General features: G+C 71.0%; 18 protein-coding genes. 6 read left to right on the top strand and 12 right to left on the bottom strand.

Annotation, left to right across the window (positions count from 1 at the left end):
* Nucleotides 1–69: 69 nt before the first annotated feature.
* The 5 genes from thyX to AB0I45_RS03715 form a co-directional block, all read right to left on the bottom strand.
* A complete protein-coding gene (gene thyX / locus AB0I45_RS03735) occupies nt 70–855 on the bottom strand; it encodes an FAD-dependent thymidylate synthase (RefSeq protein ID WP_137320186.1) in 786 nt (261 codons plus the stop codon).
* Nucleotides 856–1,073: 218 nt separating this feature from the next.
* On the bottom strand, nt 1,074–2,147 hold the full coding sequence (locus AB0I45_RS03730) for a biotin/lipoate A/B protein ligase family protein (protein WP_360316830.1): 1,074 nt from the start codon (nt 2,145–2,147) through the stop codon (nt 1,074–1,076).
* Nucleotides 2,148–2,192: 45 nt separating this feature from the next.
* Nucleotides 2,193–3,668 (bottom strand): MFS transporter, encoded by a 1,476-nt coding sequence (locus AB0I45_RS03725; RefSeq protein WP_137320188.1) that lies wholly within the window; start codon nt 3,666–3,668, stop codon nt 2,193–2,195.
* 183 nt (nt 3,669–3,851) lie between these two features.
* Nucleotides 3,852–4,943 (bottom strand): branched-chain amino acid aminotransferase, encoded by a 1,092-nt coding sequence (locus AB0I45_RS03720; RefSeq protein WP_360316826.1) that lies wholly within the window; start codon nt 4,941–4,943, stop codon nt 3,852–3,854.
* Between the two features lie 199 nt (nt 4,944–5,142).
* Nucleotides 5,143–6,183, bottom strand: a complete 1,041-nt coding sequence (locus tag AB0I45_RS03715; protein WP_137320190.1) for a 3-isopropylmalate dehydrogenase — start codon at nt 6,181–6,183, stop codon at nt 5,143–5,145.
* Nucleotides 6,184–6,339: 156 nt separating this feature from the next.
* Here AB0I45_RS03715 and AB0I45_RS03710 point away from each other — a divergent pair, with 156 nt between their 5' ends.
* Nucleotides 6,340–7,317: a CoA ester lyase gene (locus AB0I45_RS03710; protein ID WP_360316822.1), complete on the top strand. Its 978-nt coding sequence runs from the start codon at nt 6,340–6,342 to the stop codon at nt 7,315–7,317.
* Between the two features lie 48 nt (nt 7,318–7,365).
* On the opposite strand, the gene serA is transcribed toward AB0I45_RS03710, so the two are convergent.
* The 7 genes from serA to AB0I45_RS03675 all read right to left on the bottom strand — a co-directional run bounded on the left by serA (nt 7,366) and on the right by AB0I45_RS03675 (nt 15,331).
* Nucleotides 7,366–8,958 (bottom strand): phosphoglycerate dehydrogenase, encoded by a 1,593-nt coding sequence (serA, locus tag AB0I45_RS03705; protein ID WP_360316819.1) that lies wholly within the window; start codon nt 8,956–8,958, stop codon nt 7,366–7,368.
* Nucleotides 8,959–9,168: 210 nt separating this feature from the next.
* Nucleotides 9,169–9,417: a hypothetical protein gene (locus AB0I45_RS03700; protein WP_360316816.1), complete on the bottom strand. Its 249-nt coding sequence runs from the start codon at nt 9,415–9,417 to the stop codon at nt 9,169–9,171.
* A 14-nt stretch (nt 9,418–9,431) separates the two neighbouring features.
* Nucleotides 9,432–10,718, bottom strand: a complete 1,287-nt coding sequence (locus tag AB0I45_RS03695) for a GNAT family N-acetyltransferase (RefSeq protein ID WP_137320194.1) — start codon at nt 10,716–10,718, stop codon at nt 9,432–9,434.
* 41 nt (nt 10,719–10,759) lie between these two features.
* The gene (locus tag AB0I45_RS03690) at nt 10,760–11,605 is read right to left on the bottom strand and encodes a hypothetical protein (protein ID WP_137320195.1); all 846 of its coding nucleotides are present in this window, start codon (nt 11,603–11,605) and stop codon (nt 10,760–10,762) included.
* A gap of 208 nt (nt 11,606–11,813) precedes the next feature.
* On the bottom strand, nt 11,814–12,842 hold the full coding sequence (ilvC, locus tag AB0I45_RS03685) for a ketol-acid reductoisomerase (protein ID WP_137320196.1): 1,029 nt from the start codon (nt 12,840–12,842) through the stop codon (nt 11,814–11,816).
* A 93-nt stretch (nt 12,843–12,935) separates the two neighbouring features.
* Nucleotides 12,936–13,448: an acetolactate synthase small subunit gene (gene ilvN / locus AB0I45_RS03680; protein ID WP_137320197.1), complete on the bottom strand. Its 513-nt coding sequence runs from the start codon at nt 13,446–13,448 to the stop codon at nt 12,936–12,938.
* Nucleotides 13,448–15,331 carry an acetolactate synthase large subunit gene (locus AB0I45_RS03675; protein ID WP_345032794.1) on the bottom strand — a complete coding sequence of 628 codons (1,884 nt, stop codon included), beginning with the start codon at nt 15,329–15,331 and terminating at the stop codon, nt 13,448–13,450. Before AB0I45_RS03675 ends, ilvN begins: the two co-directional genes overlap by 1 nt.
* Nucleotides 15,332–15,687: 356 nt before the next feature.
* Here AB0I45_RS03675 and AB0I45_RS03670 point away from each other — a divergent pair, with 356 nt between their 5' ends.
* From AB0I45_RS03670 to arcC, 5 genes are all read left to right on the top strand, one after another.
* Nucleotides 15,688–17,436 (top strand): ABC transporter ATP-binding protein, encoded by a 1,749-nt coding sequence (locus AB0I45_RS03670; RefSeq protein WP_360316809.1) that lies wholly within the window; start codon nt 15,688–15,690, stop codon nt 17,434–17,436.
* Entirely contained in the window at nt 17,433–19,247 is a 1,815-nt protein-coding gene (locus tag AB0I45_RS03665) for an ABC transporter ATP-binding protein (RefSeq protein ID WP_360316806.1), read from the top strand. Before AB0I45_RS03670 ends, AB0I45_RS03665 begins: the two co-directional genes overlap by 4 nt.
* Nucleotides 19,248–19,449: 202 nt before the next feature.
* Complete coding sequence (locus tag AB0I45_RS03660) at nt 19,450–21,576, top strand: hydantoinase/oxoprolinase family protein (RefSeq protein ID WP_360316803.1); 2,127 nt, start codon at nt 19,450–19,452, stop codon at nt 21,574–21,576.
* The gene (locus AB0I45_RS03655; protein WP_360316800.1) at nt 21,573–23,621 is read left to right on the top strand and encodes a hydantoinase B/oxoprolinase family protein; all 2,049 of its coding nucleotides are present in this window, start codon (nt 21,573–21,575) and stop codon (nt 23,619–23,621) included. The genes AB0I45_RS03660 and AB0I45_RS03655 overlap by 4 nt, the downstream gene beginning before the upstream one ends.
* Entirely contained in the window at nt 23,618–24,559 is a 942-nt protein-coding gene (arcC, locus tag AB0I45_RS03650; protein WP_360316797.1) for a carbamate kinase, read from the top strand. The genes AB0I45_RS03655 and arcC overlap by 4 nt, the downstream gene beginning before the upstream one ends.
* Nucleotides 24,560–24,591 lie beyond the last annotated feature (32 nt).

Below are 24,591 nucleotides of genomic sequence, written 5' to 3'. Positions count from 1 at the left end.
ACTGGCACGAGGAGGCCCCGGGGAGATGATCTCCCCGGGGCCTTCTCGTGCCTCGGCTCGGGCCCGCGCTCAGGCCTTGCGGGTGCCGGGCAGCCAGGCGCCGTCCTCCACGGAGTAGTCCGCGAAGATCGCCGGCGCCTCGGCCTTCATGATCTCGGCGACCTTGCCGAAGACCAGGCGGATCTCCTCCTCCGCACCCGGCGCGGTGCGCATCTCCACGACGTGGCGCAGGGAGCGCAGGTTCGCCGTGTAGACGATGCCGGTGCCGAGCCCTTCGGGGGCGAAGCGCCGCATGAAGGAGGTCATGTGCTTCTTGTGCGCGAAGTTCGTCCCCTCGTCGTCGAGCCCGAAGTGCTCGGTCATCCACTTCTGGTGCTCCTCGAGGGTGTCGAGCACGGCGAGGCTGCGCTCCATGAGCTCCTCGTCCTCACGCGCCCAGTCGGGGAACCAGAACGGGATCTCGGTGAGCCGCACGTAGCGCAGGGACTCCTGCGAGTAGGCGCAGCCGGCGCGGTGGCGGATGAGTTCGTGGGTGAGGACGCGCGACACGTTGTGGAGGACGAAGGTGTAGTTCGCGTGCTCGAGCACGGAGCCGTGCTGCGAGGCGACGACGTTGCCCAGGTAGGAGGCGGAGTCCGTGCGGACGCGCGACACGTTGGGGTTGAGACCCGGCTCCCAGGAGCGGTAGCACATGCGGCCGGCGAACTCGAGGAGGTCCTCGCCGTCGGGGCTGTCGGCCGTTTCGACGCGCTCGGCCCAGGACAGGCCGCCGACCTCGCCGAGGTACTTCTTCATCGCGTCCCAGTCGATCGACGGACGGGCCAGGAGTTCGACGGTCGGTTCTACGTGGCGCACAGGGTCCTCTTTCTCGGTGGGGTGCTCGGCGGAGAGCGCACAGCTGGTCGGTTCGCCGCTACGACGGTCCGCGCGGTGCACGCCGTCGGTCCCAGCCTAGTCGGTCATCCGCCCGGCCGCAGGAGGCGCGGCAGGGGCGTTCGCGGGGCCAGGCGGACCGGCCGATACCGTGCACATTCTTGCGGTTTCGTTCTCAGGAACCTTCGAAAATTGAGGGCTCAGGGGACGCGATGGGTCCAGGCCTCGGTGCCGAACTTCGACTCGACGAGCTCCTCGGCCCGGGCGAGCTCGGCGGCGCTCACCTCCCCGCGGGCGGCGCCGTAGCGGGCGGTGAAGGTGTCGATCATCGTCGCGATGATCTCCTGCCGGTCCGCCCCGGTCTGCCGGCGCAGCGGGTCGACGCGCTTCTTCGCGCTCCGCACGCCCTTGTCGGAGATCTTCGCCTCCCCGATCCGCAGCACCTCGACCATCCTGTCGGCGTCGATGTCGTAGCTCATGGTCGCGTGGTGGAGCAGCGTGCCCGAGGTCAGGCGGCGCTGGGCGGCACCGCCGATCTTGCCGTCGCTCGAGGTGATGTCGTTGATCGGCACGTACCAGGCGTTGACGCCGAGGTCGCCGAGCGCGGCGATGACCCAGCGGTCGAGGAAGGCGTAGGACTCCGCGTAGTCGAGACCGGCGATGATCGAGTCCGGCACGTACATCGAGTAGGTGACGCAGTTGCCGCCCTCCATGAACATCGCCCCGCCCCCGGAGATCCGGCGGATGACGTCGACGCCGTACTTCTCCACACCCTCGGGCCGCAGCTCGTTGACGTAGGACTGGAACGAGCCGATGACCGTCGCCCGGTCCTCCCACTCCCAGAACCGCAGGGTCGGGCGGCGGCGACCGGCGTCGACCTCGGTCAGCAGCACCTCGTCGAGGGCGACGTTGATGCGGCTCGGCAGCACCGGGCCGTGGATGACCTCCCAGTCGAAGTCGGAGAAGTTCGCCGCCTTCGTCACCGCCCGGCGCACCACGGTGGCGATGTCGGCGGTGGTGAAGCCGTGCATCTGCAGCCCGGAGCCGTGGGAGGCGAGCGCGGCGTCGAGGCGGCGGACGAGTTCGGCGGAGTCGGCCCGGACGGAGGCGCCGACGAGCGCGGGCGCGATGTCGAAGAACGCCTCCTCGGGTTCGAGGAAGAAGTCCCCGGAGATCGTGGCGCCGGTGATCGCGGTGCCGTCGGTCTCGACATCGGCGACGACGAGCTTGCCGCCGGTGACCTTGTGCTCTGCGTGGAGGTTCTCGACTGTCATGGCCTCACGCTACCCGGCGCCGCGCCGTCGTGGGTGTGCGGTGCGTCACTCGAGTTCCTGGCCGGTGGTCTCGGGCGTCGCGAACGCCATGACGAGAGCGGCGAGGACCACGAACGCGCCGGTGATGACGAAGGTCCACGTGAGCCCGAGGACCGGCCACATGAGGCTGCCGAACACCACCGGGGCGACTCCGGTGGCCACGCGCGAGGCGGCCGAGGCCCAGCCGAACCCGGAACCGCGCAGGCGGGTGGGGTAGAGCTCGGAGACATAGGTGTAGAGCGCCGGGATCGCCATCTGGATGAAGAACCCGAAGGCGAGGATGGAGAACTTCGCCGCGCCGTTGAGCTCGGCCCCGGAGGAGTCGAGGGCGATCGCGAAGCCGACGAGGGCGACGGCCGCGACGACCGAGGTGGTGCCGAGCATCCACTTGCGGCCGGTGAGCTCGACGAGCAGCGCGCACAGCACCACGCCGGCGATCCCGATCGCCGTCATCTGCCCGGTGACGATGAATGCCGCCTGGTCGCCGAGCCCCTGCTCGCGGAGGATCTTCGGCAGCCAGGTGAGCGCGGCGTAGTAGAGGACGAGCACCGCGACGAAGAGGAGCCACGCGGTGAAGGTCACGCGCGCGGAGTACCGCCACAGCTCGGCGATCTGCCCGGTCAGCGCGGCCACGCGCCCGAGGACCCCGCGCCGCTGCACCCCGATGCCCGCCTCGGGGGTCGGGTCGGTCGTCGGGGCCGGCCCGGCCGTGGCCGAGGTGCTGCTCGCCGTGGCGGCGGCCGCGGGGCCGAGCCCCTCGTAGTGCCATTCGGTGATGTCGGAGCCGGTGCGTGCGACGAGGCGGCGGAGGATCGCGTCGGCCTTGTCGTACTGCCCGGCGGAGATCAGGTACATCGGCGATTCGGGGATGAAGATCCGCACGAGCACGATGAGCAGGGCGGGCAGGACCATGATGAGCATGATGAGGCGCCAGTCGCCGAAGTCGAGCAGCCAGGCGGAGACGAAGGCGCACAGGGTGACGCCGATCGGCCACCAGCCGTCCATCGCGGTGAGCACGCGGCCGCGGTGCTTGGCCGGGGTGAACTCGCCGACGAGGGCGTAGTCGACGGGGATGCAGCCGCCGAGGCCGAAGCCGGCGAAGAACCGGAAGATGCAGAAGAGCAGGATGTTCGGCGCGAAGGCGCCGAGCACGGTGAACAGGGAGAACACGAGGAGGGTCAGCGTGAAGGCGGTCTTGCGGCCGATCCGGTCCGACATCCCGCCCCACACCACGGCGCCGGTGGCCATGCCGATGAGATTGGCGGTGGCGATCCAGGCGGCCTGGCCGAGCGTGAGGTCCCAGTGGTCGCTCAGCAGCGGGATGAGGAAGCCGTTGAGGGCGACGTCCCAGGCGTCGAACATGAAGCCGAGGCCGCCGATGAGGAAGATCGCACCCTGGGTGTTCCATCTCCAGGGCAGGACGGCGACGACTTCGTCGGCGCGCAGCGCGGCCGGGCGCGCGGGGGCAGATGTCTGAGGCATGGGGGTAGCGTACCTTCTTTTTAGCAGATTCGCGCAATAACCCGATGGGTGGGCGCGGGACGGCGCGGACGCGGCCCTCGCGCCGTTGGCGGCGACCTCCCGACGCACCGATCCCCCGGCCCGCGGGAACGGGGGCCGAGGGATCGGCGAGGCGGATCGGGAGCGGTCCGGAGTGCCTGCAGATCAGGCGAGGCGGACCATCCAGCCGTTCGTGTCCTCGACGCGGCCGTACTGGATGCCGAGGAGCGTCTCGCGCAGCTGCATCGACTTCTCACCGGGCTCCGTGCTCTGCTCGATGGTGAAGTCCTCGCCCTTGAGCTGCCCGATCGGGGTGATGACGGCGGCGGTGCCGCAGGCGAAGGCCTCGACGATGTCGCCGGACGCCGCACCCTCGCGCCACTCCTCGAGGGTGATCGGCCGCTCCTCGGGGGTGAGGCCGACCTGCGGGGCGAGCTCGATGAGCGAACGGCGGGTGACGCCGTCGAGGATCGAGTCGCCGAGGTTCGGGGTGAGGAGCCTGCCGTCCTTCGTCACGAGCATGAGGTTCATGCCGCCGAGCTCCTCGAGGTACTTCGACTCCGCGGCGTCGGTGAAGAGCACCTGCGCACAGCCGTTCGCCGCGGCCTGGTCGCCGGCGGCGAGCGAGGCGGCGTAGTTGCCGCCGCACTTGGCGAAGCCGGTGCCGCCGTGGCTGGCGCGCTTGAGGTTCGGGGACAGCCAGATCGAGACCGGCTTCACGCCGCCCGGGAAGTAGGCGCCGGCAGGGCTGGCGATGACGTAGTAGTCGACCTCGTGGCTCGAGCGCACCCCGAGGAAGGTCTCCGAGGCGATCATGAACGGGCGCAGGTAGAGGCTGCACTCGTCGAGGTCGTTCTGCGGCGTCGGGACCCAGGCGGCATCCTGCTCGACGAGGGCCTTGAGCGAGCCCACGAAATCGTCCTCATCGATCTGCGGCAGGGCGAGGCGCTCGGCGGAGATGTTGATCCGGGCGGCGTTCTTCTCCGGGCGGAAGGTCCACACCGAGCCGTCGGCATGCCGGTAGGCCTTGAGACCCTCGAAGATCTCCTGCCCGTAGTGGAAGACCGCCGCGGCCGGGTCGAGGACGAGCGGACCGTAGGGCTTGACGGTGTGCGCGTGCCATCCCTGCTCACGGGTGAAGCGCACGTGCGCCATGTGATCGGTGAAGTGGTTGCCGAAACCGGGGTCGGCCTTGATCGCCTCCCGCACGTTCTCCGTGGTCGGCTGCGCGTTCTTGAGGAGCTGGAATTCGGTCATGGGAAAGGTCTCTTCTACGAGTCAGGTGTTCGGGTGGATGGGGCCGCGCGGCACGTGCACGCACGGAATGTGTCGCGCGCCACACGCTGGTCCACTGCCCACGATACGGACAGATCGCGCGGAGGTCACATCGGCGGGGTATGGGGCCCCGTCGCCGCGCCCCGGAATGGGTGCCGCGGACTCGGCCGCCGGGCGGTGCTCAGCCGATCCGGGCGGCGATCGCGTCACCGACCTCGGCGGTCGAGCGCTCGGCGTCCCCGCGCTCGGCGAGATCCGCCTCGACCGCGGTCTGGATGGTCTTCGCGACGACGTCGAGCCCGAGCGATTCGGCCATGAGCGCGGCGGAGAGGATGGTCGCGGTCGGGTCGGCGATCCCCTGCCCGGCGATGTCCGGGGCGGAGCCGTGGATCGGCTCGAACAGGCTCGGGGCGGTGCCGTCGACGTTGAGGTTCGCCGAGGCGGCGAGCCCGATCCCGCCGGTCACCGCGGCGGCGAGGTCGGTGAGGATGTCGCCGAACAGGTTGTCGGTGACGATGACGTCGTAGCGGCCGGGGTCGGTCACCATGTAGATCGTGCAGGCGTCCGTGTGCTCGTAGTTCACCGCGACGTCGGGGAACTCCGGGGCGACGTGCTCGACGACGCGGCGCCACAGGTGCCCGGCGTGGACCATGACGTTGTGCTTGTGGACGTAGGTGAGCTTCTGGCGCCGCGCCTGCGCCTTCTCGAACGCGAAGCGCACGGTGCGCTCGATGCCGTACCAGGTGTTGACGGAGACCTCGGTGGCGACCTCGTGCGGGGTGTCGGTGCGCAGGCTGCCGCCCTGGCCCGTGTAGGAGCCCTCGGTGCCCTCGCGGACGACGACGAAGTCGATCTCCCCCGGGTCCGCCAGCGGCGAGGTGGCGCCGGTGAAGAACTTCGAGGGGCGCATGTTCACCGCGTGCTCGAGACCGAATCGCATCTTGAGGATGATGCCGCGCTCGAGCACGCCCGAGGGCACGCTCGGGTCGCCGCAGGCTCCGAAGTAGATCGCATCGTGGGTGCGGAGGTCGGCGAGCTCGGCGTCGGTGAGCGTCTCACCGGTCTCGTGCCAGCGCTTCGCAGAGGCCTCGAAGGTCGTGGTGACGAGCTCGACGGGCTCCCCGCTCGCGTCGATCGCGCGCTGCAGGACCTTGAGGCCCTCGGGGATGACTTCGGTGCCGATGCCGTCGCCGGGCATCACGGCGATTCTGAAAGTGGTCATGGGCTCAGTCTACGAGTCGTCTCACCATTCGGGGGATCGTCTTGGATCCTGGAATGCCCTGTGAAGTGGTTCCCAGCCGCCCGCATCCCTGCGCGGTGCGTGCCCGGCTCGTGAGAGCACCGCGCCGAGGCGCCGAGCGACCGTAGACTGATCTCCATGCAGCCGACGAACGCCGAACACCCCGCACGCCCTGCCGATTCCTCCCGCCCTGCCGACCCGTCTGCCGCCGCGGACGGCACCGCGGAGCAGACGACCGAGCGGGCGACCCGCACGGCCGAGGCGCAGACCCACTCGGTGCGCAACGCCCGCGCCGCCGCCCTGCCGGCGAAGCTCTCCCGCTCGTGGCTGCTCGTCAACGCCGCGATGCCGGAGACCTTCGAGGCCGCGCAGGCCTCCGACGCGGACTCGGTGATCTTCGACCTCGAGGCCCCGGTGCCCGAGGACGGCAAGGACGCGGCGCGCGAGCACGTGGTGCACGCCCTCGAGTGCGGGATGTCGGCGTGGGTCCGCGTCAACGGCACGACCACCGACCACTGGGAGCCGGACCTCGACGAGATCAAGTCGCTGCCCGGGCTGCGCGGGATCATGCTGCCGAACACCGAGCACCCGGAGCAGGTGACCTACACCTCGATGCGGGCCGGCGCCGGGGTGCCGGTGCTCGCGCTCATCGAGACCGCGCGCGGGATCGAGAACGCCACCCGCATCGCCGAGGCGCCCGGCACCTTCCGCCTGGCGCTGGGCACCAACGACTTCCGCAAGGACACCGGCGTCGCCGACGACCCGGTGGCGCTGGCCTACGCCCGCTCGCGGCTCGTCGTCGCCACCCGGGTGGGCGGGCTGCCGGGTGCCATCGACGGCCCCTCGGCGGCCGGTGCACCTGCCGACCGGGTGGTCGAGGACTGCGGCTGGACCATGAAGATGGGCATGGCCGGCAAGCTTGTGCTCGACCTCGAGCAGATCGGCATCCTCAACACCGAGCTCTCCCCCAGCGAGGACGACCGCCGATGGGCGCGGGAGATGCTCGACCGGGCCGCGGGCGGCGAGAAGATCACCGACGGCTCGTATCTGCCGCGTCTGGCGCGTGCGAAGAAGATCGCCCGCCTCGCCGACTCCTACGGCCTCTGGAACGCCTGAGGCGCGCCCCGGCCGTCGAGGCCGGGACGGCTGCCCGGGTGACGGGTCTCAGTCCTCCGTCAGCGTCACCGCGGTGAACTGCGAGGCGCCGACGGCACCGGCGAGGGCGGACACGACCTCGGGGGTCACGGCGGAGTCGACGGACATGACGGACAGCGCCTCGCCGCCGTCCCCGGCCGGGGACACCTGCATGCCGGCGATGTTGACCTCGCTGCGGCCGAGCGCCTGCCCGAGCTGCCCGATGACACCGGGGCGGTCCTCGTACTTGAAGATCAGCAGGTGGTCGGTGAGCGCGATCTCGAGCTCGTAGCCGTCGACCCCGGTGAGCTTCTGCACGAGCTTCGGGCCCGTGACGGTGCCGGAGACCGACACCTGACGCCCCGAGGCGGTCGTCGCGACGATCGTCGTGACGTTGCGGAAGGACTCGACGTAGGGGTCGGTGGTGAGCTCGAGCGTCATCCCGCGCTCCTCCGCGAGCAGCGGGGCGTTGACGTAGGACACCGGCCGGGACACGTAGTCGCGGAACAGGCCCTTGAGCGCGGACAGCTGGAGCACGGAGACGTCCTTGTCGGCGATCTCGCCGCGCACGTCGAACCGGAAGTGGCTGATCGGCTCCTCGGCGAGGGCGGCGACGACGCGGCCGAGCTTCTCCGCCAGCGGGATGCCCGGGCGCACGTCGGCGTGGATCGCACCGCCGGTGACGTTGACGGCATCGGGCACGAGCTCCCCGGACAGCGCCAGGCGCACGGACCTCGCGACGGCGACGCCGGCCTTCTCCTGGGCCTCGTCGGTCGACGCGCCGAGGTGCGGGGTGACGTTGACGGCGTCCTGCTCCATGAGCCGCGAGTGCTCCGGCGGCTCCTGGCTCCACACGTCGATCCCGGCGCCGCCGACCTGGCCGGCGTCGACGGCGGCGGCGAGCGCCTCCTCGTCGATGATCCCGCCGCGGGCGACGTTGACGATCCGCACGCCCGGCTTGACCTTGGCGAACGCCTCGCGGCCGATCATCCCGACGGTCTCCGGGGTCTTGGGCATGTGGACGGTGATGAAGTCGGATGCCGCGAGGAGCTCGTCGAGGCTCATGACCTCGACGCCCATCTGCGCGGCGCGCGACTGGGAGATGTAGGGGTCGTAGCCGACGATCTTCATCCCGAAGGACTTGGCGCGCTCGGCGACGAGCCCGCCGATCCGACCGAGGCCGACGATGCCGAGCGTCTTCTCGTAGAGCTCGACACCGGTGAGCTTCGAGCGGTTCCACTCCCCGGCCTTGAGCGAGGAGTTGCCGGCGCCGAAGTACCGCGCGGCGGCGAGCAGGTGGGTCATCGTGAGCTCGGCGGCGGAGATGATGTTCGAGGTCGGCGCGTTGACGACCATGACGCCGGCCTTCGTCGCCGCCGGCACGTCGACGTTGTCGAGGCCGACGCCGGCGCGGGCGACGACCTTGAGGTTCGGCGCCGCGGCGATGGCCTCCGCGTCGACCTGCGTGGCCGAGCGGATGAGGATCGCGTCGACGTCGGCGATCGCGGAGAGCAGCTCGGCACGGTCTGCGCCGTTGCACCTCCGGATCTCGAAGTCGGGGCCGAGCGCCTCGATGGTGGCGGGCGACAGGTTCTCGGCGATGAGCACCGCGGGCTTGCTCACGGGTTCCTCCTACGGATGCGCGCACGGGTGCGGCGACGGTGGATGTCGGGCCGTGGCACGGGCACACGGCACGGGGCGGCGGCTGCTGGGCATCCGCCCGATGACGGGATCGACACCATCGTATCGACCCCTTGTGAAGCCTTTCACAAGGGGGTCACATCGTGAACAGCGACTCCCTCGGCGGGCGGGCCGCCCCCTTCGGGTCGACGATCAGGAAACCGGGCCCCGCCGCTCGCGCAGCACCGTCGGCAGCAGGACGAACAGTCCATGCAGCACGGAGACGACGCCGACCGCACCGCAGGCCCAGGCCAGCAGAGCGAAGATCCCGGTGAACTCCGGGAACCAGACGATCATGGCGACTACCAGACCGATCCCGGCGACGATCTGGATGAGCGTCATGGCGAGGAGGGTCCGCCGCTGCTCTGCGCTGCCGGCCCCGGGCTCCGGGTCTGCAGTCACGGTCTCCACGCTCCTCAGAAGTCGTTGGGCGAGTACGGGGCGCGCTCGAGGGCGAACATCGAACGCGCGCGCAGGGCCGCACCCTCGGTGTGCTGGACGATCCGCCCCGCGCGGGCGAGGATCACCGGGTCCGCGCCGCCGAGGTAGATCGAGCCGAGCTCGGACACCCCGAGCTCGAGGTCGACGGGGACCGAGGCGCTCACGCGCTCGACCTCGGCATCGGTGCCGTCGGCGGTGACCCGGTAGGTGCCCTCGGCCAGGTGCATGGGGTCGATCACCTTGATGACGAGCTCGCCGGGGACCTCCCACGGGCGGGCCTCGAGCGCGGCGACGACGTCGAGCATGCGCAGCCACACGCCGTCGTGCTGGCCGACGGTCTTGGCCCGGCGCGGGTCGGTCAGCAGCCACGGCAGCGGGGAGTTCTGGGCGGCGTATCCGAACTTCACGGTGTTCACGAGGTCGACAGCGCCGAGGAACGCCCACAGCGCGGAGTAGGCGGCGTCGGAGACCGCGACGAAGTCGAGCAGCTCGACGGTGCCGGTGTAGTACGTCTCGCCGTGGAACCGGTAGCTCACGTAGCCGTCGGGCTCGCCGGACTCGTCGTAGTGGAGCGCAGCGCGCACGGAGCGGTCCTCGTCGTCGGTGCGGGGGTCCACGGAACCGGCGGCGACGTCGGTGTAGAGCTGCTGGCGCTCCATCGCGCCGGGCGAGGCCTGGAGGAAACGGGCGTAGATCGCCGGGGCGAGCTCCTCGAGCGCGGACGCCGGGCACATCTCCACCCGGCGGTCGGCCTCGGAGGCGAGTGCGAAGCCGGGCGAGGTGTCGACCTCGACCTCGGTGAACCAGGTCGCGGTGCCGAACCCGAACCGGGTGTAGATTCCGCCCTCGGTCGCGGTGAGGGCGGCGAACGGGTAGCCGTCGGCCTTCGCCTGCGTGAGGTCGGAGGTCATGAGCGAGCGGAGCAGGCCGCGCCGCCGGTGGGTGGGGCGCACGGTGATCCACGTGATGAGGTGCGCAGGCACGAGACGACCGCCGCCGACGTTCATCCGCTTCTCGAAGTGGGCGAAGGTCGCGACCGGGATCTCCGCGCTCAGCGCGTGGGATGGTGCCCGGTCGGCGTAGACGGCGGTGAGCTTCCGCCCGTCGGTGATCGCGTTCTCGACCCGGTGGACGAGACGCTCGTCCGTGGGGCGCTTCCCGTGGAATCCGGCGATCACCGCCTGCATGTAGTGATCGGTCCGCCGGTCGGGGGCGCCGTCGGTCAGGGCTGGGGAGAATGTCTCGAATCGATACTCAGTCACGGGGTCCACACTATCCGATAGCAGGTCAGGGGTGATGCGGTTCACACGCGGCGGTAATGCACCTGCTGCCCGCCGCCGGGCCCGTGCATCCAGCGCTCGGCATCCTCGGGCCGCGCGCCGAGCCGGCTGATCCGCCCGAGGCGGTTGGCCAGGCCCCGGTCGAGTCCGCGCATGAGACCGGCCTTGACCCACAGCGCGGCGAACAGCAGGATCCAGCCGGCGAGCGCGCACCACTGGGCGCCAGGCACCGCGGCCAGGCCGCTCTCCGCCGCAGCCGCGATGATCATCAGTCCGATCCCGATCACGGACCAGAAGCTCGCGAGCTGCATCGTGGTGGTGAAGGCGCGCCGAGGGCCAGCATCGATGTCCTCGCGCGACACCCCTGTCCCGCCGCCGGAGAACGGGGGCGTGAGTGCGGCCCAGATGTCGAGGATCCATGAGCCGATGACGGTGCCGATCATCTGGATCCGGCTGAGGAAGCGGATGGGCGGGAGCCGGTCGTCCCGGGCGTGGAGCTCCCGGTCGCGGCGGATGCACTCCGCGACGACCTGGGGCGGGGGCACGGCGACCCCCTGATCGAGTGTCCCCAACCGGTGCCGCAGCGCGCCGAGGCGCCCGAGGTGCACACCGAGCCAGAGGAGCAGGATCCCGCTCAGCCCGGTGGCCGCCCAGGCCGTCGACTCCGCCTCCGCACGACTGCCGGCGCCGGCGAGCATGAGCGCCCAGGCCAAGAAGACGAGCGCCGGCACAGCACCGACCGCGAGGAGACCGAAGCCGAAGCCCGTCCACGGGAAGATCCGGGCGGGGACGGCGAAGCGTGCACCGTCGGGCGTCGCATCGAGCGGGCGGAGGAGGCGCTGCGGGTGCGGGTGCGGAGGATGGGCCATGTCCACGATCGTAGATCGCGATGCGGGCTCCTCGGCGCCCGCCCCTGTGCCGATCACGCAGTCGCTGTGCCCATGACGCAGTCGCTGTGCCGGTGTTGTCACACGTGTCCTCGCACGCGCCGAGGGGCGGGCACCGGGATCCCGGTGCCCGCCCCTCGGCGGTTTGCCCGCGTCCGCGGAGGCGATGGCTCAGCTCAGGCGCACGGGGTCACCGTGCGGCAGTGCCCTCGGTGTAGTCGTCGTCGGTGTCCTTGAGCCAGGAGAACATCTGACGCAGCTCGCGGCCGGTGGCCTCGATGGGGTGCGTCTCCTCCTTGGCGCGGAGCTCCTTGAACTCGGTGCCGCCGGCCTTCTGGTCGTCCATGAAGCGCTGCGCGAACTTCCCGTTCTGGATGTCGGCGAGCACCTCCTTCATGTGCTCCTTGACCTCCGGGCCGATGACGCGCGGGCCGGAGACGTAGTCGCCGTACTCCGCGGTGTCGGAGATCGACCAGCGCTGCTTGGCGATGCCGCCCTCGACCATGAGGTCGACGATGAGCTTGAGCTCGTGGAGCACCTCGAAGTACGCGATCTCCGGCTGGTAGCCGGCCTCGGTCAGCGTCTCGAAGCCGTACTGCACGAGGTGGGACACGCCGCCGCAGAGCACGGTCTGCTCGCCGAACAGGTCGGTCTCCGTCTCCTCGGTGAAGGTCGTCCTGATCCCGCCGGCGCGCAGGCCGCCGATCGCCTTCGCGTAGGACAGCACGGTGTCCCAGGCCTTGCCCGAGGCGTCCTTCTCCACGGCGACGAGCACCGGCACGCCGCGGCCGTCGACGTACTCGCGGCGCACGACGTGGCCGGGGCCCTTGGGGGCGACCATGATGACGTCGACGCCCTCGGGAGCCTGGATGTAGTCGAAGCGGATGTTGAAGCCGTGGGCGAACAGCAGGGTGTCGCCCTCGCCGAGGTGCTGCTTGATCTGCTCGTTGTAGATCTCCGCCTGCACCTGGTCGGGGGCGAGGATGACGATGAGGTCGGCCCACTCGGCGACCTCTGCGGGGGTGCCGACCTGCAGGCCCTGGGCCTCGGCCTTGTCGCGGCTCTTCGAGCCCTCGGCCAGGCCGATCCGGACGTCGACTCCGGAATCGCGCAGGCTCAGGGCGTGGGCGTGGCCCTGGCTGCCGAAGCCGATGACGGCGACCTTCTTGCCCTGGATGATCGACAGGTCGGCGGCATCGTCGTAGTAGCGCTCTGCCATGGGGTTCTCCTTCATTGGGGTTGTCTCGATACTAGATAGGGAATGCGGGACGCCGACAGCGGTGTCCGCATCGTGTCCTGCTCCGGGAGCGGCTCAGCCGGCGCGGGGCGCCTTGTCGGTGATGGACTTCGGACCGCGGGCGATCGCGACCGTGCCCGACTGCACGATCTCCTTGATCCCGAACGGCTCGAGCACGAGGCGCAGCGCGTCGAGCTTCGACTGCTCGCCGGTCGCCTCGATCGACACCGCATCGGGGGCGACGTCGATGATGTGGCCGCGGAACATCTCCACCGCGGCCGCGATCTGCGCCCGGGTCGCGGCGTCGGCGCGCACCTTGAAGATCATGTGCGCGCGCCGCACGGACACCTCGGGTTCGAGCTCGACGATCTTGATGACGTTGACGAGCTTGTTGAGCTGCTTGGTCACCTGCTCGAGCGGCACGTCGGCGACGTCGACGACCACGGTGATCCGCGAGAACGCCTCGATCTCCGTGGTGCCCACCGCGAGCGAGTGGATGTTGAAGCCGCGGCGCGCGATGAGTCCGGTGAGGCGGGCGAGCACGCCGGGCTTGTTCTCGACCAGGACGGACAGTGTGTGACGGCTCATCAGACGCCCTCCTCCAATTCCTCTCCGCCGAAGTCCGGGCGGATGTCGCGTGCGTACTGGATCTCGTCGTTGCTCACACCGGCGGCGACCATCGGCCACACCATGGCGTCGGCCGGCACGGTGAAGTCGATGACGACGGGTCGGTCGTCGATCTCGAGGGCGCGCTGCACGGCGGCATCGACGTCCTCGTTGCGCTCGACGCGGATGCCCTCGCAGCCGTAGGCCTCGGCGAGCTTGACGAAGTCGGGCACCCGCACCGAGTTGTGCCCGGTGTTGAGATCGGAGTGCGAGTAGCGGCCGTCGTAGAACAGCGTCTGCCACTGGCGCACCATGCCCAGGGAGGAGTTGTTGATGATGGCGACCTTGATCGGGATCCGGTTGATCACGCAGGTGGCGAGCTCCTGATTGGTCATCTGGAAGCAGCCGTCGCCGTCGATGGCCCACACGACGCGGTCGGGTTCGCCGACCTTCGCGCCCATCGCCGCCGGCACCGAGTAGCCCATGGTGCCGAGCCCGCCGGAGTTGAGCCAGGACCGCGGGCGCTCGTACTTCACGAACTGCGCGGCCCACATCTGGTGCTGCCCCACACCGGCGGCGTACACGCCCTCCGGCCCGGTCAGGGCGGAGATCCGGGAGATGACGTACTGCGGGTCGCACAGCCCGTCCTCGTTCTCCTCGTAGCCGAGCGGGAAGGTCTCCTTCCACTCGTCGAGCATCCGCCACCAGGCGGTGCGCTCGTCGGCGAGCACGGCCTCGTGCCGCGTCCGGAGCTCGGTGAGGAGCTCGGCCATGACCTCGGCGGCGTCCCCGACGATCGGCACGTCCGCGGTCCGGTTCTTCCCGATCTCCGCCGGGTCGATGTCGGCGTGGATGACCTTCGCCCGCGGGGCGAAGGAGTCGAGGTCGCCGGTCACGCGGTCGTCGAACCGGGCCCCCACCGCGATGAGGAGGTCGGCCTTCTGGAAGGACGCGACCGCCGGCACGGTGCCGTGCATGCCGGGCATCCCGAGGTGCTGCGGGTGCGAGTCGGGGAACGCGCCGCGGGCCATGAGGGTGGTGGCGACCGGGATGTGCGTCGCCTCGGCGAGCGCGAGCAGCTCCTCCTCCGCGCCGGAGCGGATGACGCCGCCGCCGATGTAGAGCACGGGTCGGCGGGCCTGCGCGATGAGCGCGGCGGCCTCGCGGATCTGCTTGGCATGCGGTTTGAGCACCGGGCGGTAGCCGGGCAGGTAGGGCTCCTCGGGCCAGACGAAGGGCGCCTCGGCCTGCTGCGCGTCCTTGGTGATGTCGACGAGCACCGGGCCGGGCCGTCCGGTGGTGGCGATCCGGTGGGCGCTCATCAGCGCCTGCGGGATGTCCTCGGCGCGGGTGACGAGGAAGCTGTGCTTGGTGATCGGCATCGTCATGCCGACGATGTCGGCCTCCTGGAAGGCATCCGTGCCGAGCAGCTTCGAGGACTGCTGACCGGTGATCGCGAGCAGCGGCACCGAATCCATGTGGGCGTCGGCGATCGCGGTGACGAGGTTCGTCGCGCCCGGGCCGGAGGTCGCCAAGCACACGCCGAGCTTCCCGGTCGCCGCGGCATAGCCCTCAGCGGCGTGGCCGGCGCCCTGCTCGTGGCGGACGAGGATGTGCGTGATCTTCTCGGAGTCGAGGAGCGGGTCGTAGGTCGGCAGGATGGTGCCGCCGGGGAGCCCGAAGACGGTGTCGATGCCGAGCAGCTCGAGGCTGCGGATGACGGCCTGCGCGCCGCTGAGGACCTCCGCGGTCGAGCGGTCCTGGCGGTGCGCCGGGGGCGCGGCGGTGGGGACGGGGGCGCCCGCGGAGGCGGGACCGGTCGGCTTGGCTGTCCGGCGGGACGCCGGGGCGGGGCCCGGCTTCACGGGCCCTCCCGGTCCGCCGGACGATGCTGAGGCTGCCAACTTGACTCCTTCATCGTGTACTGAACTGGTCCCCGCATGAGAAACGCCCCTGTCCGGTTTCCGGGAGGGGCGCGCGGGACGTCGTCGAAGCGACAGCTCTACGGGTTCACCGCGCGCTGCGTAATGACGACGACAAGGTTCTGCATGTGAGCGACCTTACCCGCGCCCCGGTGGTGCATGTCAAATGGCGGCCACTCCGTCTCGCATCGTGGATTCCGTGTCCGCGCTCGCCGCCGCTCCGGTCACCGCCGCCGCAGGCCGCGCACCCGGCTGCTACCCGGCGACAGCGGCGGGCCCGCGGAGTAGGCTTGACTGCCGTGCGCTCCCTCCTCCGCTTCTGGCCCGACATCCGGCGCAAGCTCCATGTCTACCTCACGATCATCGCGCTGACCTTCGCGGCGAACGCGATCTCGCTGCTCGTGCCCGCACTCATGGGGCGGATCGTCGACGGGCCGATCGCGGAGCAGGACCTGTCCGCCCTGTGGCTGCCGATCGCGGCGGTGCTCGGCATCGGCGTCGTCGAGGCGGTGGCCCTGTGGGGACGGCGGATGATCGCGGCGAAGGTCGTCTCGCAGTGGGAGATCACCTGGCGGGCCCGGATCTACGACCGCCTCCAGTACCTGTCGATCGGCGTGCACGGCTTCTGGGAGTCCGGGCAGCTGCTGTCGCGCGCGATCAACGACATGACCCAGCTGCGCCGGTTCTTCGCGTTCGGCGCCCCGTTCATCGTCTCCACCCCGTTCGTCATCGTCACCGGCATCATCGTCCTCACGGTGATGGAGCCGGCGTTCGGGCTCATCGCGGTGCTCATGGCGATCCCCATGCTCGCCGGCGTCATCGTCTTCAACGCCCGCTACCAGCGGGAGTCCCGCGCCTCCCAGGACACCATGGGCGTGATCTCCACCCAGGTCGAGGAGTCCGTCCAGGGCATCCGGGTGATCAAGGCGTTCGGCCGTGCACCCTGGGTGACCGAGCGGTTCGAGGCGATCTCCGCCCACCTCCGCGCCATCGAGGTGCGGAAGGCCTACCTCGACTCGTGGATGTGGGCGGGCACGATGACCCTGCCGCGCCTCGCGATGGCCGCGGTCATCGCGGTGGGCTCCTGGGGCGTGCTCGCCGGCTGGACCACGGTGGGCACCGTCGTCGCCGGCGTCACCCTGGTCATGGTGCTCCGCATCCCGGTGGAGATGCTCGGCTTCCTGCTGTCCGACGCGATCATGTCCGTCACCGCCGCCGCCCGCTACTGGGAGGTCATGGACACCGCCTTCGACATCACCGACACCGACGGCGGCATCGATGACGCTCCCCCGTCCCGCGCATTCACCGGCGTCCTCGAGTTCGACGACGTCGCCTTCGGCTTCCCCGACACGGACCTCCTCACCCTGCGCGGGGTGAGCCTGCGGGTGGCCCCCGGTGAGACGCTGGCGCTCGTCGGTGCCACCGGCAGCGGCAAGACAGCGCTCGCCTCGCTCGTCCCGCGCCTCTACGACGTGAGCTCGGGGGCGATCCGGATCGACGGCACCGACATCCGCGAGCTCCCCCTCAACGAGCTCCGCCGGCTCGTCTCGGTGAGCTTCGAGGAGCCCATCCTGTTCTCCGCCACCGTGGCCGACAACGTCCGCATGGGCTCGCCGGGCGCAGGCGAGGCCGAGGTGTGGGAGGCCCTGGAGATCGCGCGGGCCGCCGATTTCGTGCGCGCCCTGCCCGCGGGCCTCGACACCGAGGTCGGCGAGCAGGGGCTGTCGTTGTCCGGCGGCCAGCGCCAGCGCCTCGCGCTCGCCCGCGCGGTGATCGGCCGCCCCCGGCTGCTCGTCCTCGACGATCCGCTCTCCGCCGTCGACGTCGACACCGAGGAGCGGGTGCAGCGCGCCCTGCGCGAGGTGCTCCACGCCTCGACGACGCTCATCATCGCCCATCGGCCCTCGACGACCGCGCTTGCCGACCGGGTCGCGGTGCTCGACGACGGCCGGATCGTCGCGACCGGCACGCACGAGGAGCTGCTCCGCACGAGCCGCACCTACCGCGACCTCATGGGCGCCTCCGCCCCCGAGGAGGTGCACCGGTGACAGCCACCCGCCCGGACGAGGCGCACGACACCGAGGTGCTGCCGCCGGACATCGCGCGCCGCGCCCGCCGGCTGCTCGGCTCCCTCGCCCGCCCCTACCGCGGCGGCATCATCGCCTTCGCCGTCATCGTCGCGCTGACGATCCTCGCCTCGGTGCTCGACCCGGTGTTCGTCGCGCTCGCGCTCGACGAGGGCCTCCCCCGCGCCGCGGACGGGGACTTCGGCGCGCTCGCCTGGGCGATCGGCGGCTTCGTCGGTGTCACCCTGCTCGGCGGGCTCGGGATGGGCCTGGCGAACCGGCTCGTCGGCGTGCTCGCGCAGAAGATCATGTTCGACCTCCGCACGCGCCTGTTCGTCCACACCCAGCGCCTCGACCTCGGCTACCACGAGAAGTCGACCTCGGGCCGGCTCGTGTCCCGGCAGACCTCGGACATGGAATCGGTGCAGCAGTTCCTCGGCTACTCGCTCATGGACGCGCTCTCCGCGCTCGGGCAGATGACGTGCATCGCCGTCATCCTCGTGGTCCTCGACTGGCGGCTCGCGCTCGTCGTGTTCGCCGGGTTCATCCCGCTCGTCTTCACCACCCGCGCCGCCCAGCGCACCCAGCGGGCGGCCTTCCGCCGCACGCGCACCTCGATCGCGAAGGTCATCGTCCACTTCGTCGAGACGATGGGCGGGATCCGCGCGGTGCAGGCGTTCCGCCGCCAGCCGCACGGCCGGCAGCGGCTCGAGAGCGAGGACGAGCAGTACCGCGACGCCAACGTCCGGGCGCTGCGCGGGGTCGCGTGGTTCGCCGGCTCGACCCGGCTCATCGGCAACGTCACGCAGGCCGCGGTGATGGCCGTCGGCGCGTGGTTCGTCATCGAGGACTGGACGCAGATCGGTGTGCTCGCCGCGTTCGTCCTCTACCTGCGCCGGTTCTACGGCCCGCTCGACGAGCTCGTGCAGACCTTCAACCTCTACCAGTCGGCATCGGCCGCCCTGGAGAAGATCGCGGCGGTCCTCGACACCGAGCCCACGGTCGAGGAGCCGGACCACCCCGTCGCCCTGCCCGCGCGCCGGAGCGCGGACGCGGCCGGGCGGGAGCTCGCGTTCTCCGCCGTCCGGTTCTCCTACGGCGAGGGCCCGGACATCCTCCCGACCTTCGACCTGAGGATCCCGGCCGGCCAGACCGTCGCGCTCGTCGGGGCGACCGGCGCCGGGAAGTCCACGCTCGTCAAGCTCGTCACCCGCTTCTACGATCCGTCCGCCGGCACCGTGGCCGTCGACGGCGTCGATCTGCGCGATCTCGCCGACGCCGCGCTGCGCCGGTCCATCGTCATGGTGACCCAGGAGTCGTTCCTGCTCAGCGGCACGATCGCGGACAACATCCGGATCGGCCGCCCGGAGGCCACCGACGCCGAGGTCGAGGCGGCGGGTCGGGCCGTGGGCCTCGATGCCTACGTCGCCCGCCTGCCCGCCGGCTACGCCACCGACGTCCGCTCCCGCGGGGGCCGGCTGAGCTCCGGGCAGCGCCAGCTCGTGTCCTTCGCCCGGGCGTTCCTCGCCGATCCCGGCGTCATCGTGCTCGACGAGGCGACGGCGCACCTCGACATCCCCTCCGAACGGCTCGTGCAGTCCGCGCTCGAGACCGTGCTCGCCGGCCGCACCGCGATCATCATCGCCCACCGCCTGTCCACGGTGGAGATCGCCGACCGGGTGCTCGTCATGGAGGCGGGCCGGATCATCGAGGACGGCGAGCCCGCCGCGCTCATCGCGGGCACCGGGCGGTTCGCCGCCCTCCACCGCGCCTGGCGCGACTCCCTGGCCTGAGGCGGGAGGCCGGGGACTGATCCGGGAGGCCGGCGAGCAGCCGCCCCGGTTCCCAAGAAAGCGGTGCTGATTCGGCAGAAGTTGCCGAAGGTGTGGCGTGCATCACCCGGGAGAATGAGAGCGCGAGCAGGCACGGACCCCTTCCGTGCCATGGGCGGTCCGGCCGCTCAGCACTCGAGCGAACGCATCCGGAAGGACTCCCATGACGACAGCGCAGCGGCGCATCCGCATCGGCATCGACACCGGCGGAACCTTCACCGACATCGTCGCCTTCGACGAGGACTCGGGAACTCTGACGACGACGAAGACCCCGTCGACCCCGGCGAACCCCGCCGACGGCTTCATCACCGGGATCGACAAGGTGCTCGCGGAGCTCTCGGCCACCGGCGCGGACATCGCCGCGGTGAGCCACGGCACGACGGTGGCGACGAACCAGCTCCTCGAGGGCAAGCTCGACCGCCTCGGATTCATCACCACGGAGGGCTACGAGTTCATCCTCGAGATCGCCCGCCAGGCCGTCCCCGACGGCTACGGCAACTCCTACTTCTGGGTCAAGCCCGGGCGCATCGTGCCCGCCGACCTCGTCAAGACGGTCGCCGGCCGGATGGACTTCGAGGGCAACGAGGTCCGCCCCTTCGACGAGGAGGGGGCCCGCGCCGCCGCCCGGTGGTTCCGGGAGCACGACGTCAACACCCTCGGGGTCAACTTCCTCCACGCCTATGCGAACCCCGATCACGAGCAGCGCATGCGCGCGATCCTCGCCGAGGAGCACCCGGACGCCGTCGTGTCCCTGAGCTCCGAGGTGCTCCGGGAGTACCGCGAGTACGAGCGGTCGATGACGACGCTCGTCGACGCGGCCGTCAAGCCCAAGGTGTCGCGCTATGTGACGAACATCCACGAGCGCCTCGACGCCTACACCGGTGCAGAGCACGGCGACCGCGGCTCGATCCCGTTCTACATCATGAAGTCCAACGGCGGAGTGCTGTCCGCCGACGAGGTCGTCCACCAGCCCATCACCACGGTCCTCTCCGGCCCCGCCGCCGGCGCCCTGGGGGCCGGACTCATCGCCCGGGAGGCCGGCTTCGAGAAGGTCCTCACCTGCGACGGCGGCGGGACCTCGACCGACGTCACCGTCGTCCTCGACGGAGAGCCGGCGCTCACCACCGAGGGAACCGTCGGCGCCTACCCGTCGAAGATCCCGATGATCGATGTCGTCACCGTCGGCGCCGGCGGCGGCTCGATCGCGTGGACCACCCCCGAGGGCCAGCTCAAGGTCGGCCCCCAGTCGGCAGGAGCGGATCCGGGTCCGCTGTGCTACGCGAAGGGCGGCACCGAACCCACGATCACCGATGCGCACGTGTTCCTCGGGCGCATCCCGGCGCACCTCCTCGGCGGGGAGATCCCCCTCGACGTCGAGGCGGCGCGCACCGGGATCGCCGCGCTCGCCGAGCGCCTGGGTCTGAGCCCGGAGCACGCCGCGGCCGGCATCCTCGAGATCAGCGCCTGGAACCAGGCGAACGCGCTGCGGCAGATCTCGGTCAAGCGCGGGCTCGACGTGCGCGACTTCATGCTCGCGACCTTCGGCGGCTCGGGCTCGCTGCTCGCCTGCCGGCTCGTCGACATCCTCGACCTCGCCGGGGTGCTCGTCCCGCCCAACCCCGGCAACGTCTCCGCCTTCGGACTCCTCACCGTCGACGTCCGCAACGACTACGTGCAGACCAACGTCGCGAAGGACATCGGTCTCGACCTCGAGGCGATCACCTCGATCTTCGACGCGCTCACCGCGCAGGCCGCGTCCGCGCTCACCGACGAGGGCTTCGAAGCCGCCGACCACGAGTTCCAGCGCTCGGTCGACCTCCGCTACTTCGGTCAGGCCTTCGAGGTCCGGGTGCCCGCCCCGGCCGGTCCGGTGACCCGGGAATGGGCCGACTCCGTCACCGCCGCCTTCCATGCCGAGCACCGCAGCCTCTACGGCTACGACTTCGCCGGCGACGCCGAGCAGCAGGTCGAGTGGGTCAACCTCCGGGTGTCGGGCATCGGCCCCATCACCCGTCCGGAGATCCCGCAGATCGCCGCCGCAGCCGGCGCCCCCGACATCGACGAGCGCGCCCGCACCTCCGTCCGCGAGGTGTGCTTCGACGCCGACGCCGGGTTCGTCGAGGCCGGTGTCTACTGGCGGCCCGAGCTGCTCTCCGGCGACCGGATCACCGGTCCGGCGATCATCGAGGAGTTCGGCTCCACCGTCCCCGTCCATCCCGGATTCCGCGCCGACGTCGATTCCGCCGGCAACCTCGTCATCACCCGCACCACCACGGAGGCAGCGCAGTGACCACCACCGACTCCACACCCACCCGGCAGACGCCCGCTCAGGACTCCGGTTCGATGCTCGGCCTCGCGCCGCTCACCGGACAGGAGCTCGCGGACTACATCGCCGCCTCCCCGATCAACCCGGCCGGGCTCCCGACCGCGTACTCCCACGGAGGTCGGCTCACCCCGGACGGCACCGCCGTCGACCCCATCATCGTCGAGATCGTCGAGGGGACGCTGGCGAGCGTGGAGATGGAGGTCGAGACGGCGATCGCCCGCACCTCGCGCTCGCCGATGATCCGCGACGCCCACGACTTCCGGGCCGGCATCCACGACCGGCAGCTCCGCAAGCTCACCGGACGCTCGTACTCCGCACTCGTCCACCCGGTCGTCCGCGACTTCCCCATCGAGGAGATGCGCGAGGGGGACGTGTTCTTCCACAACGACGTCTACGCCTCCGAGGGCGGGATCGGACACCTGCCGGACATGTGCGTCACCGTCCCGGTGTTCGCCGACGGCGAGGTCGTGTGCTTCGTCCAGGCCTTCGGCCACCACGACGACATCGGCGGGGCCTGCCCGGGCTCCATGCCCTCGGGAGCGACGAGCGTCTTCGAGGAGGGTCTCATGATCCCGCCGATCAAGCTGTGGGACGCCGGTGTGCCGAACCGAGCCGCGCTGCGCATCATGACCCGGAACTCCCGCATGCCCGACTCGCTCGCCGCCGACCTCGACGCCGAGTGCTCGGCCTGCCTCATGGGAGCCCGGCGGCTCGCGGAGCTCTTCACCCGCTACGGGGTCGAGACCGTCGAGGGCGCCTTCGACACGATCCTCGACAACACCACCGACATCTACCGCCGTGAGATCCTCGCGAAGATCCCCGACGGGCAGTACGTGTGGGAGGACTACGCCGAGCACGACGGGGTCGCCGAGCCGCAGCTCCACACGCAGCGGATCACGCTGACGAAGACCTCGACCGGCGGCCCGGGTCCGGGCGACGGCGGACCGCGCCTCATCATCGACTTCACCGGCACCGCCGCCCAGGCGGCCGGGCCGATCAACCACTGCGGGGACTACGTCGGCGGCAACTTCCTCAAGAAGTGGCTCGCCCCGATCCTCCGCAACCTCGCCGACGGGCCCGAGCGGATGGCCGAGCTCGACGTCAACGAGGGCATCGTCCCGCTCATCGAGATGCGCTTCCCGGAGAAGGGCACCCTGCTCACCCCGATCTTCCCCGGCCCGACGAACGCCCGCACCTTCGTCATCCTGCGTCTGCTCGGAGTGCTCGCCGGGGTCGTCGCGAAGGCGGTCGACGGACAGATGCCGGCCGACCAGGAGACGATCCGCTACACCGGCGTCTACGGCAAGGACACCGACGGCAACGACTACCTCATGCGCGAAGTGCTCGGCGGCGGCTCGGGCGGGCGCTACTACGCCGACGGCGAGGACACGATCCACGTCGTGCCCGACTCCCGCAACCTCCCCACGGAGTTCACCGAGTCCCGGTTCCCCTTCCGGGTCGAGCGGCTCGGGCTCGCCGTCGACTCCGGTGGGGCCGGCCGCTACCGCGGCGGGCTCGGCTACGAGAAGCACATCAGGATGCTGCGCGAAGGCCACTTCATGTCGATCGCCGACCGCTCGATCCTCGCCTGCTGGGGCGTGCGCGGCGGGAAGGCGGGACGTCCGTTCCAGGTCACGATCGATCCGGGCGGTCCGAACGAGCGGGAGATCGACGCGCTCGCCGATGCCGAGCCGATCGCCGCCGGCGAGGTGGTGCGCATCCGCACCACCGGCGGCGGCGGCTGGGGCGATCCCCTCGACCGGCCCGCCGAGGAGGTCCTCCGCGACGTCTCCTGGGGCAAGGTCAGCGTCGAGGGCGCCCGCGCGGACTACGGGATCGTCGTCACCGGATCCGGCGACGAGCTCGCGGTGGACTCCGCGGCCTCCGACGCCGAGCGGGAGCGGCTGCGCTCCGCGCGCGACGGGGACGAGCCGTTCTTCGATCGCGGACCGGGATACGCCCGGCTCGCCGGGGACGGCACCCGGGCCGCGCAGGTGGACTGGCTGTGAGGATCCTCGTCGCCCTCGGCGGCAACGCGATGACCGCACCGGACGGCTCGGCCGCACCGGACGATCAGCGCCGAGCGATCGCCGGGGCGGCCGTCCATCTGGCCGACCTCGTCGCCGCCGGCCACGAGGTCATCGTCACCCACGGCAACGGCCCCCAGGTGGGCAACATCCTGCGGAAGAACGAGATCGCGGCCGGCGAGCTGCCTCCCGTCTCGCTCGACTGGTGCGGGGCGCAGACCCAGGGCACCCTCGGCTTCACGATCGTCGACCGGATCGAGAAGGAGCTCGGCGACAGGGGCCTCGCCCGGCCGGTCGTCGCGCTCGTCACGCGCACGGCGGTCGACCCCGACGACCCCGCCTTCACCCACCCGGTCAAGCCGATCGGGGCCTACCACCCGCGCGCGCACGCCGCTCGGATGGAGCGCCACGGGCAGGTCTGGCACGATTTCGGGGAGAAGGGCTGGCGCCGGGTCGTCGCGAGCCCCGACCCCGTCGAGGTGCTCGAGACCCGGACGATCGTCCACCTCGTCGACGCCGGCTGGATCGTCGTCGCCGCCGGCGGCGGCGGCATCCCCGTGGTCCCCGACGGGCACGGCCACAACGGGGTCTCCGCGGTGATCGACAAGGACCTCACGGCCGCTCGGCTGGCGGCGAGCGTCGGTGCAGACTGCCTCCTCATCGCCACCGACGTGCCCCATGCGGTATCCGGGTACGGCACCCCGGAGGCATGCGACATCGGCGCGGTGTCCGTCGCCGAGCTGCGCGAGATGCACCGGTCCGGCGAGTTCGGCTCCGGGTCCATGGGCCCGAAGATCGAAGCGGTCCTGCGCTTCGTCGAGGGCGGCGGGCGGCGCGGCGTGATCACCGCGCTGTCCTCCCTCGGGGCCGCGGCCGAGGGCGCTGTGGGCACCGTCGTCACCTCTGCCGGTCCCGCGTAGACTCGGGATTCGCCCCCGCGCTCCCCCGGACC

The sequence above is a fragment of the Brevibacterium sp. NPDC049920 genome, from assembly GCF_040656435.1.
Lineage (GTDB): Bacteria > Actinomycetota > Actinomycetes > Actinomycetales > Brevibacteriaceae > Brevibacterium > Brevibacterium pityocampae.
This window is presented reverse-complemented; position numbering and strand designations above follow the sequence as displayed.